Origin of the sequence: Desulfosporosinus sp. FKA (genome assembly GCF_002196785.1) — a bacterium.
Classification (GTDB): Bacteria; Bacillota; Desulfitobacteriia; order Desulfitobacteriales; family Desulfitobacteriaceae; genus Desulfosporosinus; species Desulfosporosinus acididurans.
Genome location: NZ_NAHZ01000023.1, coordinates 1 through 13424 on the forward strand (window position 1 = coordinate 1; position 13424 = coordinate 13424).

Here is a 13424-nt window from a genome sequence, read left to right on the forward strand (position 1 = left end):
CTCTCCAAAAAAGTTATTTCAACTTCTCTTGAAGAAGATGATATCTTGCTCATGATTCCATGATTCTTTTGAAACTCTTCCGAGTTTCTCTCATTGGCTGTCCTTGTTGTTTAGTTTTCAAAGACCATCTTGTCAGCCATCTTGGCCGGAATTACATATTATCATTTTCAACCTGAGTTGTCAATGGCTAATTTTCAACTCCTTAGATCCAAGTTACCGAATTCTCTCAGCTGTTTTGGCTGGATTTGAATCATAACACCTTTAACTTACGTTGTCAACTGTTAATTGTGATCTTTGTCTTTCCGTGATAAGCCCTGATGGCTGATTTGTTCGATTCGATATTATATTTTCGATATTATATTATGGAAACGTTTCAAAAAATTCACTGCTATCCCATCTTCTTTACTTTTCTAGTCATTTCACAAGGGAAAGTTTAATTAATAATACAAAAAGTTATTTTATTTGATTTTAAAGCTTAATCAAAATAATAATACGACATAACGTTCCGACAACATTTTTTCGAAATTAGGAATATAATTTTAATCGTTGGCAAAATTTGCAAAATGGGAAGTGGTTTATTTTGTACTACGACTTCTTATCAAATGTACTCAATGTCTTGTTTCTCTGCGCTGCCGTCATATGGATCAACCTATCTTTGAACAAAAAATACTCTCCTTACTTCTTAGGCGTAATGTTTGGACTCATTACTATCCTTACAATGGATGGTAAAATCACTGTTGTTCCAGGTCGCTTCTATGATTTCCGACACATTACTATGACCATGGCAGGTTTTGTAGGCGGACCCGTGACAGCAGCAATAGCCGCCAGCATAAGCTCGCTTTATCGTTACAGTGTTGGGGGAAGCGGTTCAATGGGCGGCATAACAAGTATCGTTGTTTTTGCATTTTTGGGGACTTTTCTGAAACAATATATTAAAAGCACCCAAACTGGAAACAGATTAGTGTTTTGGTATATCTTGGGCATGATTATGGCATGTATCTTCTTATTTATTGTAGGATTCGTTCCCCCCTGGAAAGGAGACACTGCAAAAGTTCTTAGAATAGTCACAGCTCCATACTTAATCATAACTCCATTAGCCACAACAATAATTTTTAACTTTTATTTCTGGACTTACGATTTTTTGGGTAAAGCCTCCATCCTCCATACAATCTTAACGAATAGTCCTCTAAACTTAATAGTCTTTAATAACCATGGGCCACTTTTGCTTAGTAAAAATATAACGGAAAAATGCTCTTTAAAGTCCTTCACTGAAACTCCGACTCTTCTATTAAACCGTAATAAATCAGTGTCGGATACTACAAAACAACTTCATCAAGAAATTTCAACAGAGAATAATCGGCATATTATTGCCGATTTGGCAAGATTTCAAATGCCTAGCAGTGAAGAAGCATATGTTGCCATCATTAAAGATATTACTGATCAGAAAAAGGAAGAAAAGAAACTTAGAGGGGCAACAGATCGATTTCGAAAAGCGTTTCAGTTGAGTCCTAACATGATGGCTATTCTAAGAAAATCCGATTATCAATATATCGATGTCAACGATCATTTCCTAGAAGAAAGAGGCTTCTCTCGCGAGGACGTAATTGGTAAGACCCCCATTGAAATTGGGGTTCCTAAACATGAATTCAAACTCATTACCAAAATTATCAACAATCAAGGATCAGTACATAACATTGAAAGTACACTCATTACGAAATTTGGTTCAATTGGAACGGCCATCCTTTCCGCTGAAACAATTACTATGGATGACCAAGAATGTATTTTGATAGCGTATAATGACGTGACAGAAATGAAACGAATGCAACAAGAACAAGTGGAGCAACTTACTAAATACCTTTCATTAGAGGCCGAACTATCCCGGAGTAACCAGCTTATTGCAGATATTATCAATCATATGCCTGATGGATTTTACGTACTTGACCATCAATGGCGTTTTACCTTCGTCAATAATAAAGCTGAGGAGTTATTACGCAAATCAAGAGATAAACTTTTAGGTAATGTTCTCTGGAAAGAAATCCCACAGTCACAAGGAACGCTGCTTCACTTGAATTATCAAAAAGCCATGGCCCATTGTGAACCTATTACCTTTGAATATCATAGCTTTTTAGAGAAAGGCATCTGGTATCAAGTAAAAGTATATCCTTCCGAAAACGGATTATCGGTTTATTATCAAGATATAACCGAGCAGAAATTAACCTGTGAAAATTTAACAAAATCGCAGCAAGAGATAGTCTCAGTCCTTGAAAGTATGACTGATTGTTTTCTTGCCGTAGATAGAAGCACTCAATTGACATATATCAATCGTGCAGGTGAAATCGCTTTCGGAAGATCTCGTGATGAATTGTTAGGTAAAAAAATGACGGAAGAATGCACCATTATGAGCACTGCCCTATTACACTCTCAAGACGTCCTCACCGAAAACAAATCTATAACCTTTGAAGTTTTCTCTGAGGCGTTAGGCAACAAATGGTTTGAAGTTAGTACTTACCCTACAGAGACTGGTCTAAGCTCTTATTTCCGAGACATTACAGACCGAAAGGTAGCTCAAGATGAAATGGCTAGACTAGACCGTCTAAACCTTGTAGGGCAAATGGCTGCTGGAATCGGGCACGAAATACGAAATCCAATGACAACCGTACGCGGTTACCTGCAACTGATGGAGGTAAAACCCGATTATGCTGCCCAAAAATCCACCTTCGAATTGATGATTTCAGAACTCGATCGAGCAAACGAAATTATTACAGAATTTTTATCCCTCGCGCAAACAAAGCAAACTGAGCTGAAACTTCAAAGTCTCAACGACATTCTTACACATCTTTACCCGCTTTTAGAAGCTGACGCGTTTACTCAAAACAAGAGAATTCAGTATATTCCGGGGAAAATCCCAAATCTAGAATTGAATAAAAAGGAAATTACCCAACTAATTTTAAATATAGCTCGAAACGGGCTTGAAGCTATGGAAGAAGACGGTGGCCTAACTCTTAAAACTTATTTGCATAATAACCAAGTAGTTCTTGCCATTAAGGATGAGGGTTGCGGGATCCCTCCCGAGAATATGAATAAACTCGGAATTCCATTCTACACAACGAAAGATAATGGAACGGGATTAGGGTTAGCTACCAGTTACAAGATTGTAGAATCGCATAACGCCAAAATTAAGGTTGATTCCAATTCCAGCGGAACTACCTTTTACATAATTTTCTCGATCCCAAGCTTAGGGAAAGTGCAGGAAGGTAAGATCGCCTAATTCATTTATTTTTATCACATTCTTAGGACAAGTTTCATACTATGTATTAGAAACAGCCCAATCCAACATCTCCTTTCTCATCTTATCTTGGCTCAATAGCCAAAAATCAAAATCGAGAGGAGATAATATTTATGGCAGGTTTTGGATTCCCTCCTTTTGGCGTACCCCCTTTTGGTGCCCCCCCATTTAATGCTATTCTGTTTGACACTCTGCCGATAGGCGCCCGTATAGTAATTGGTACTGATTCAAGCACTTGGGTTGGAAATTACGGAGGAGTTATTGACGGTGTGGCATTTGTAACTAACGCTCGGTTATTCTCAAATATCGGAAACCAAATTGATGGAATTCAATCAGTCGTGAGAATCCCTGTCCGACAAATAACCTATGTTAGTTATTAAAATCAACGGCCCCGGTAAACCGGGGCTCATTTTACTTAAGAATTAAGTTCTAAAATTAATGCTCATAACTCTTCTTCAGTGTGATCATTAATTTGAAATTGATACTTTTCAAGTGCAGAAGAGCATTCATTAAATCAAGACAATATTAATTGCCTTAACTTAAAGCTTGAAAATAGCCACGGCTTTATCCAGGTCTTCTCCCAAGATTACTAAGGTTCTGGCTGCAGCGGCAATTTGCTCTGTTGCAGCACTCAATTCCTCAGTGCTAGCGGACACTTCCTCTGCTCCAGCTGCATTTTCTTGAGCAACAGACACGATGGATTCAATACTCTCTGAAATATCGCTGACATGGCCGCCAATCTGTTCTGAGGAATTCTTAACATTTTCCATTTGTTCGCCCATGGACCTTACGATCTCGGAGATGCTTTCAAAGGAATGATTCGTATAGTCTACAGCTTGTTCTTGAGCTTCAACTACGGTTTTTGCCTTATTCATTTGCTCCGATGCTTCTTGAGCGCGACTTTGAATGTTACCAACAATTTCGGCGATTTCTTCAGTTGCTTGTCGAGATCCTTCTGCTAATTTCCTTACCTCATCGGCTACCACAGCAAATCCACGTCCATGTTCCCCAGCACGTGCTGCTTCGATGGCCGCATTGAGAGCAAGCAAATTCGTCTGTTCAGCAATGTTGGAGATGGTACTTAAAATGGCTCCGACCTCTTGAGATTGTTGGGCTAGATGGTCAATAGCCAAAGCCACTTGACGGCTTACTTCCAAATTTTCCTTCATTTTTATTGTTTGGTTTGAAACTGCTCGCATTCCCTCTTCTATGGACGCCTTTGCTAAACTTGCATCGTCAACCGTTTTATTGATCATATCATTTACATGATCAACTGCGCGAACGATTTGATTGACCATTTCAACAATTTGCTGTGAGCTTTCTGCTTGATGACTTGCTCCCCCCGCCATTTCTTCTATCGCACGAGCAACCTGTTCAACGGAGGACGAAGACTCATCAGTCGACGTGCTTAATTCCTGAGCTGAAGCCACTAATTGGCTGGAACTTTGATGCACTTCTGAGACGGTATTTCGCAAATTTTCCGTCATAGTTTTTAACGATCGTCCAAGAACACCTAATTCTCCCATAAAACCGTCACTGATCGTTACATCTAATCGACCTGTCGCTAAAATATCGGTTTGTTCTGCTAATGCTACGATTGGTTTGGAAATCCTTTTACTAATAAACCAAGCTAAAATTGCAACAAGTAACGCTATCCCTAAACCTGCTCCCAAACTCATGTACAAAAGCTTCGTGGCAAAGCTATAGAATTCATTGATCGGAGCAGTAAGAACCAGATGCCAATCGGTATTGGGAATCGTCGTATAAACTACCTCTTTGTCAATATTTTCAAAGACATATTCTCCAGATCCTTGTTGATTTTTTAACATTTGGGAGCCGATCTGATTAAGGCTTGCAGAATTTGATTTTATAACATTGAGTTTAAGAACTTGTGAATTTTCCGGATGGGCAATGACGAGTCCTGTACTGTCAAACAAATACGAATATCCTGCATTTCCGTATTTTGCCTTATTTACAATCGCTTGGATAGCTTCACCTTTAAGACTCATAACAAGTACGGAAGATCCATTGTTACCGTGTAATGGTATAGCAATAGGAACAATATCATTTTGCGTACTCTTGGATACGACCATCGAGGAAATAGTAGGCTCCCCTTTGAGGGCAGATTGAAAATAAGCACGATCGCTAATCGTTAATGTTTTTCCTGAAGAATTAACGGCTTGTCCGCTCTCATCCGCCCAAAGAAGATCCTCAGCATAAGGAGTAGCTTCGGATGCACGTTCAAGATAAACCATGATCTGTGCTTTATCACCTGTGGCGAACACGGGATTTTTGCCGATCGTATTAAGAACGTCCATTTTTTCTTTTAACCAATCGTTTAAAGAACCTGCAGTTAAGGTGACGGTTTGATTCATATTATGAATGGCATCCTGTGTCATATTATTTTTACTTGTATAATAATTGAAGACACTTATACCAAAAAGGGGTATTAAGGAAAGAACAAGAAACCACAGGATTAAGGTTCCAGCAATTGATTTAAAAAAATTCGTCTTGATCATTTTTCTCATCCTCTCAACCAATTAATAATCATAGACTCCTAGGGTTAATTCAGCTCTTATTAAGAACTATTCTTTTGTTATTATCTATATAATAGATATTTGATTTCGACATATTCCCAAAAATTCCTTTAATATAAATTATATAATCGGTTTTTTTTTGCACTCAAAGCATTAGAGATGCTTTGAGCTTAATTTATCGGATCGATAAGGTGTTCATTATGGCTGCAACAATGAAAATCAGTGAACTAGGACGTGGCTCAAACACGTATAGTTTACTGATTCATCAATTTTCGGGCTTTAAACACTATAGAGAGCTATATCTTAGTCAAATAAATTAATCTGTTTATGCTCGGAAATCCTAAATATCGCTTTTTCCAGTTTTTCATCGTTATGAATATTACTATCGTCCCGAATTATTTCTTCGAACTTCAAATACTCATTGCTGCCGATGGCACTGGCTCTAACTTTGAGCATGTAGATCAGGTTAATACAATTCAGGATGGAGTTTTGTTTCAGATCAGAAAGACAGATCAGCTGGGTGCGGTGTTTTTTGGCGATTTCAAAAAGCGGATTGAGCAAGTGTTCCGAAGAAATAGGGCCAAAGGGATTATCCATCACTAAAACGCTGGAATCTTTATCTTCCTCTGCTCCAGCGGCCTCTTTTTGACTTGTCATAATCATCATACGTTCGTAACACCACCTGAATGGACTGACTGTGGATAGGGCATTGACCTTTTGTTGTAAAATACAGTTTCTCACCACCTATAGAGGATGGGAGTCTTCTCGCCGCATGGGATAAAAAACTAGGACTTACCCCACTCCTAGAATGCAGATAAGTCCTTTGTTTTTATCCAGTCAGAAAGGGATTTATGTTTAGGAAAAGCCCATTTCTCCTGAAGAAGAATGTATGTTGTGTTTTACCAGTTAATAATCCTCGACAAGAAGCCTCTTTCACTAATTAGTTTTTACTTCGTCTAGAAAATTCCCTCGGTGGATCGTTACAATATAGAAATTTTATATGGCAGCTTTCCGTAACGAACATGTATTCCTTATATAAGTATAACCATTATTTTGTATACTATACATTTTTCTCGCCTCATGAGGTTAATATAAATGGTTGGGATACTTGTCCGGGAAATAAATTATCTTGTAAAATCAGATATTCTGTGGTAATATTATTTTTTTAAAGGAGGTGTGTTATTTGAGTAAGAAACAGATTAATATGATTCAAGAAATTCTTGCTTCAGTTGGGCTTGAATCTTTAAAAGCTTCTGAGCCAAAAAGTGTCCGCAAAAAAATCTCCTAAAAGGTGCGTGATGAAAAATGATGCTAATTTCATATAGCCAAACCTTAAGTGAGTGAAAACGAGTTCCTGATTAAAAATTAGGAGCTCGTTTTTTATTTATAGGGCGTGTCAGAGGGACGGTCCTTTTGACACACTTTTGACACAAAGGGCAGGATGGGCGGCCGATTCCCTAAGAGATCTTTTCATCTCTTCTGCTACGAATTTTTAGAAAATTTAATAAATACCGGTATGTGTCATATTTTGGGGTCATCGCTTAGGCTTATAAGCTTTTCTCTCCATTTAACTAGAAGTTTAGACAGTTCCATGAAATGGGCCTCAAGAACATCAGTTAACTAACTTCGAAACTTATAGGACAAACTGTTTTTACGACTTAGCTTTCTTGTCATCCCGAAACCAAGAATAATAACCAAGGGGTACAAAATCGCCCAACCGACAAATGGGAATACAGCCGCTGTTGAAAGAAAAGAAAGCCAGCTAATACGAACTCCCCAAAAACTTTCTTTTAACAACCGGATTCCAGCTGCACAGCCGCCAAGATATGTAAGAATGAAGGTTGCATTTGGTATTTGTATAAGAGTTGTTAGGGATATTTTCCCACTCGCATATACATAAAGAACAGCGGCAAAGCATAGAGCAAGAAAAGCAATTCCACCGATTGGTGTGCCAAATCGTTTAGAAAAAACACTCATCCAGCGTGGAGCCTCTCCCTCCCGGGCCAAGGCATAGGCAAGGCGGGAAGCCGCACCCGTATAGGCGATAATAGTCGCAGTACAGATGAACACACCTGTTAATCCAGCTGCCAGAGCCCCCCAGTGCCCAAAAAGCTTACTTATAACCAAAACGAGGGAAGCATCTGATCCTGCTGTATTGTAATTATGTGTCCCAACTGTAGCAAACGCTGTAAGAAAATACAGTAATCCAACAATGACTGCCGCAATAGTTACTCCTTTGACGGCTGCACGTTGAGGATCTACGAATTCTTCGGATAAATGAGAGACCGCCTCCCAGCCGATATAACACCAGAACAAAATAGAAGCAGCCTTGCCAACACTCCACCAACCATGGGGCATGAACGGCTTAAAATTTACATACTCAATATTAGGAACGGCCCCGAAAATAACTACCAATAAAACAACAACAATTGCCAGGACAACTGCAATTTGCACTTGACCTGCTACTTTCATGCCGACAACGTTAATTAATAACCCGACCGCAAGCATTACTGCTGCCAAAGCAACTCGCATGCTATTATCCCAGCCCATAGCTGCTGACATATAACCAGCACCTGTCAAGGCAGCCACTGGAGCTCCAATAGGTACAGACATAAGAAAAAACCAGCCCACAAGCGAGCCAGCTTCCTGCCCAAATGCCTTCGTTACAAAATAGGAAACCCCTCCGGCATTCGGAAACTTAGACGAAAGCAACCCCATAGACAAGGCGAGTGGTAAGATAAGCAAAGTCATAAGCCCCCATGCCAGCAAGGAAGCCGGGCCGGCAATCTCCGCTGCCAACCCAGGAACAATTAGAACTCCCGAACCTAGTACGGCTCCGATATATAGAGCTATTGCCTGCGGCAATCCGATAGTACCCTTAAGTCTTCTTTCATTACTCATAATTCTATCTCCCGCTTCACTTGAATTTTCTCTAATAGTACCAGATAATGATGTTATCAGGAAAACGGAAGATTTCGATGATATGCATCGTGATAACCGATGATAAAAGGGAGATCTGAAATTGGAACTACGAAATTTGTTTACATTTCTTAGCGTCGTCGAAGCTGGTAGTTTTACCCGCGCCGCAAATATGTTGGGATACGCCCAGTCCAGCGTAACTGCTCAAATTCAAGCGCTCGAAGCAGAGCTTGAAACGCCTTTATTTGACAGGTTAGGCAAAACAATTGTCCTTACCGATGCTGGACAGCGACTAATACCTTACGCCCAAGAAATTACTAAAATGCATGCCTTGGCCAAAGAAGCGGTCCGGTCGGACAGTGCTCTTGCCGGTACACTGACAATTGGTGCCCCAGAATCGCTGGCAGCCTTTCGCTTGCCTGGTATTATCCGTGAGTATAAGAGCCGTTATCCAGGCGTTAAAATAACGTTAAAGCCCGGTGTATGTTGGGAATTACGTGACCTTATCCGTTCGGGAGAACTTGATCTTGCTTTCCTGCTTCAACCGGAGACTGAAGACCGCGAGCTCCAGATTGAAACCCTCGTTCACGAAAAAATGGCTCTCATTGCACCACCAGACCATCCGCTTGTCCATTGTGAGCATGTCGAGCCTGTCAATTTAAAGGACGAAACGATACTGCAAACTGAGCAGGGATGTACCTACCGTACATTGTTCGAGCACCATCTTAACAGACACGGAATCTTTCCCAATCCAGACCTTGAATTCTGGAGTATCGAAGCCATTAAAAACTGTGTTATGTCAGGATTAGGCCTATCACTTCTTCCGCTGATCACCGTGCAAAATGAAGTGCGTGAAGGTAAACTCGTTCAACTTGCCTGGGATGACAGAGAAGAACGTCTAGCCACTCAGATTGCATTTCACAAAAAGAAGTGGCGATCACCGGCATTGCATGAATTCCTGCTTCTTGTTGGCCAGCACGCTGAAAAATGGCGACATGTGTAACGAGGACGGTCCTTTTGACACACTTTGACACAAATATTAAATCGTTAATCTGAACTCACTGACTATTTTGATTCCATCCCAGTTTGCATTAATTAACCCCGCCAAGTTGCCGCCGTAATTCTTCTTCTATTACTTTATTCAACACTGGATCTTGCATCGCAATCTCCTCCAAGGTCTTTAAAAAATCAAGAGTCTCTAGATGACGCTGATTTCTTGAACCATCTTACTTTGCTTTTCAGATACTTCTCGATAGATCTCTAACACGGCTTTATTCATAACTGCTCCAAAATAGCCCGTGATCATTGAACCGAGCACGATCCCGTTAAAACCCGCCCGTGTTAAAAAGCACATACATATCCCTACGAGAGAAAATAGAAAGCCAAAAGAAAAACCCATCCTAAAGCTTAATCCTAAATTATTAAATAAGAAACTTATTCCTAGTTTGAAATTGTCTTTTAGGCTTACATTATCGACAACGATTGAGTACTGAACGTAAACGAAAACGACAGTGACCAAACTAAAATAAGCGAGTTCTTTTTTTATCAAGGCCAAGAGAATGGGAATAACCTTCAGGAGAGCAAGGATAAAGAACTTAAACCATAAGCGATTGCCCTCAATGAAAAAGTCTTTGCAAGTTACCCTCTTGCGACCGGCTTGGCTAATAACGGCTAAATAACCACTATCCAAAAAGCTTGTGACAAGAACAACCGATAGAAGAAGCAACATGTTTGCTAGGTTGATTTGAGTGATAACTCCTCGAAAAGTACCTGTATTATACTGAAAGATCAAGGAAGGAAAATCTTCCAGGATATACCTGAGACTAGGCGGGGCTGATATAAACCCCAACTTCAGGCTGAATTGTTTAATAACCGGCATGTATTCCCAATGAAAAATTCTTTCATAAAGATAAAGTTCTCCAATATCTAAAATGACGGGCAGCAAAATAATCCAGATGACCTTGTGAATAGCATTAAACTGTTCCCCTAGTTTCTCAGTAATAGCCATTACTCTGCTCCTTTAAACAGCCTAATTTGTGATATAATTAATTATACCAGATTTTGGAGGGAGTATGAGTCAGCGTATGAAGAAATACTTGATGGCCTTATTTACACTGATCGTCTTATTGGCTACTGTAATTACGCAAATTTCCGCATATAAGGCACTTCCCAAGCCCAGCTTTCGGGAACCTTTTCTGGAATTCACTTCCGCAAAATTCGGCCAAATCAAAAACATTGTTTGGCTTGATAATTATGTTTCAGCGGATAACGCACTCTTAGTATTAGCAACAAAACTAAAGGATAACATCAGCTATTCTTATTTATCCTATTTAAATGCAGCTACGGGTGAGAGTACACTCTTAGCAGAATTCCCCACTCACCGCTCCCTCGGAAACGTTATTTTGTTCACCAACTCTTTCTCGGGCTATGGCATCATTACAGCATCTAGAAACGGCATTGTTAAAACAACTCTTACCAGAGATGATAACCGTAATTTGCATGCCGATCAGGGGTTCATACCTATAAAAGATTTTGACGAAGCCACTAGTATGGGTTTCAAAGGTAATCTTTATTACTCTAAAGCAAATGATAATTTATTGTATGTGAAAAATTTTGAGCAAGAGACCCCCCCTTTTTTCACAACAACTGATCAACCAAACCTTGATATGACTTTCCTACGGAAACCCTATCAGATCGTCAATGCTGACACCTTGGATCGTTCCCTTACCTATACCTCACTAACTCCAAAGGGACTTGACCTTTACTCCATGGATTTTGACGGCATGCCCTTAACCTTCAATAATCAACCTCTTATTCGCAATGTTGTTGAGGCACAAGGGATCGAGAATGACTATGGTTTTATAGGCATGAATCTTAACCCTTCTAAGTCCTCTGATAACCAAACTTTAAAGATTTTTATGGTTAGACGAAATAATTCCGTTGACCATCATCCACTTGAAATGGATACGATCCCTTTAAACACCGATCCTTTAGGCGCTCTGCCTGCTATATCCTCAACGACCTTCAATAAGGATTATACATTAGTCTATACCAGTTACGATAAAGGCCATAAAGGGAAGCTTATAAAATGCAATTATCAACAGAAACCCAAAGTTATCCTCGAAGATAAGAATCTCTTTGGTCCGGTCCGCATTACCAGAAAAAGCATCTCTGATCCCGCAGTTCCTTCAGCAAAGGGTGAAAACAGAAAAAAATATATACTTTACTTCACCTCAGAGAGAAATTTAGTGCATGTGAAGATCTGTGACGAACAAGGGAAGCTTGTTAAGGATCTTACGGATTCCTTCGAGTAACTCCCCATTCGTCCCATCACCAGACATTTGTTCAGAACTCTGAAAAATAACGCGGTGTTTTTGACCTCTTTACGCAATCCCAAAATATTCAGCCGCGACCTGGGCGGCACATCCCCTTCCGCAGGCAACACAACCGTGATCACCATTATCCGTTACAGCGGCGGCCTTCAGTGGTTCAGGATAAAGAGATGCCTTAATCTGTCTGTCCATATTCAAAGCCACACGGGCCTTCGCCATTTCCAAATCCCTGGCCCAGGCCTGTTTATTGCCTTTAGCGATATCAGCAATATGAGCCGCCATTCTGGTCGTGATTACACCGGTTCTGACATCTTCCTCAGTCGGCAGCCCCAGGTGTTCGGCAGGAGTCAGATAACATAGGAAATCAGCACCGCAGGCTCCGATGAGTGCTCCCCCGATCGCCCCGCTGATATGATCATAACCGGGAGTCACATCGGTCGCCAAAGTGCCCAAAATATAATAGGGAGCGTTATTACACAGCCTTTTCTGCACGCGCATCGTTGCGTCGACATGGTTAAGCGGAACATGGCCCGGTCCTTCCACCATAACCTGAACACCGGCTTCCTGGGCCCGCCGGGTAAGTTCCCCTTGAATAATCATGCCCTGAAGCTGCGCACCGTCCAGCGAATCAGCAAGACAGCCGGGACGGATGGCATCGCCAAGGCTTAAGGTAACGTCATAGGCCTTCAAAATTTCCAGCACCCGGTCGAATTTTTCGTACAGAGGATTCTCTTTCTGATTATGCAGCATCCAGCCAGTGAGGAAAGCGCCGCCCCGGCTGACCACATCGGTTACCCGTCCGGTCGTCCTCATTCTTTTGATGACATCCATATTCAGAGCACAATGAATTGCCATAAAATCCAGACCATCTGCCGCTTGTCTTTCAATGACCTCAAAAATATCTTCCTCTCTCATGTTAACTACACTGCCGTATTTTTCAATCGCTTCGATGCCTGCCTGGTAAATCATTGTGCTGCCCACAGCGACATGAGCCAGAGACAAAGACTGTTTCCTCATGCCATCAATATCTTTTCCCGTACTCAAGTCCATAAAACTGTCACAGCCGGCCTCTTCGGCAATCGCCAGCTTGCGGGCTTCCATTTCCATGTCATCCAAAGAGCTGGAGGTACCAATCAGGGCATTGACCTTAATACGTAAACCTTCTCCAATCCCGCAATATTTAAATTCCTTCCGATTTTTATTTCTGGGAATGACGATTCTCCCCTCTGCAACTCCCAGTCGGATAAACTCCACATCAAGATTCTCATCAGCTGCAACAACTTCCATTTCCTCAGTAATGATTCCTGCGCGTGCTTTTAAAACCTGAGTCATCATATTCACCTTTCCCTT

The 13424-nt window shown here is 40.8% G+C and carries 9 protein-coding genes; 4 read left to right on the plus strand and 5 right to left on the minus strand.

Annotated elements, in window-relative coordinates:
* Window positions 1-580 precede the first annotated feature (580 nt).
* Entirely contained in the window at window positions 581-3268 is a 2688-nt protein-coding gene (locus B5771_RS06770) for a PAS domain S-box protein (protein WP_088186852.1), read from the plus strand.
* 131 nt (window positions 3269-3399) lie between these two features.
* On the plus strand, window positions 3400-3666 hold the full coding sequence (locus B5771_RS06775) for a hypothetical protein (RefSeq protein WP_047810952.1): 267 nt from the start codon (window positions 3400-3402) through the stop codon (window positions 3664-3666).
* 159 nt (window positions 3667-3825) lie between these two features.
* Here B5771_RS06775 and B5771_RS06780 read toward each other — a convergent pair whose 3' ends face one another.
* From B5771_RS06780 to B5771_RS06790, 3 genes are all read right to left on the minus strand, one after another.
* A complete protein-coding gene (locus B5771_RS06780) occupies window positions 3826-5805 on the minus strand; it encodes a methyl-accepting chemotaxis protein (protein ID WP_172408178.1) in 1980 nt (659 codons plus the stop codon).
* A gap of 321 nt (window positions 5806-6126) precedes the next feature.
* Window positions 6127-6489, minus strand: a complete 363-nt coding sequence (locus tag B5771_RS06785; RefSeq protein WP_088186854.1) for a hypothetical protein — start codon at window positions 6487-6489, stop codon at window positions 6127-6129.
* Between the two features lie 954 nt (window positions 6490-7443).
* A complete protein-coding gene (locus B5771_RS06790; protein ID WP_088186855.1) occupies window positions 7444-8724 on the minus strand; it encodes an amino acid permease in 1281 nt (426 codons plus the stop codon).
* 121 nt (window positions 8725-8845) lie between these two features.
* On the opposite strand from B5771_RS06790, the gene B5771_RS06795 reads away from it, so the two are divergent.
* A complete protein-coding gene (locus B5771_RS06795) occupies window positions 8846-9745 on the plus strand; it encodes a LysR family transcriptional regulator (protein ID WP_088186856.1) in 900 nt (299 codons plus the stop codon).
* Window positions 9746-9940: 195 nt separating this feature from the next.
* On the opposite strand, the gene B5771_RS06800 is transcribed toward B5771_RS06795, so the two are convergent.
* The gene (locus B5771_RS06800; protein WP_088186857.1) at window positions 9941-10750 is read right to left on the minus strand and encodes a hypothetical protein; all 810 of its coding nucleotides are present in this window, start codon (window positions 10748-10750) and stop codon (window positions 9941-9943) included.
* A gap of 64 nt (window positions 10751-10814) precedes the next feature.
* On the opposite strand from B5771_RS06800, the gene B5771_RS06805 reads away from it, so the two are divergent.
* Window positions 10815-12056: a hypothetical protein gene (locus B5771_RS06805; RefSeq protein WP_242966775.1), complete on the plus strand. Its 1242-nt coding sequence runs from the start codon at window positions 10815-10817 to the stop codon at window positions 12054-12056.
* A 69-nt stretch (window positions 12057-12125) separates the two neighbouring features.
* On the opposite strand, the gene bzaB is transcribed toward B5771_RS06805, so the two are convergent.
* Window positions 12126-13406 carry a B12 lower ligand biosynthesis ThiC-like protein BzaB gene (gene bzaB, locus B5771_RS06810; RefSeq protein ID WP_088186888.1) on the minus strand — a complete coding sequence of 427 codons (1281 nt, stop codon included), beginning with the start codon at window positions 13404-13406 and terminating at the stop codon, window positions 12126-12128.
* Between the last annotated feature and the right edge of the window lie 18 nt (window positions 13407-13424).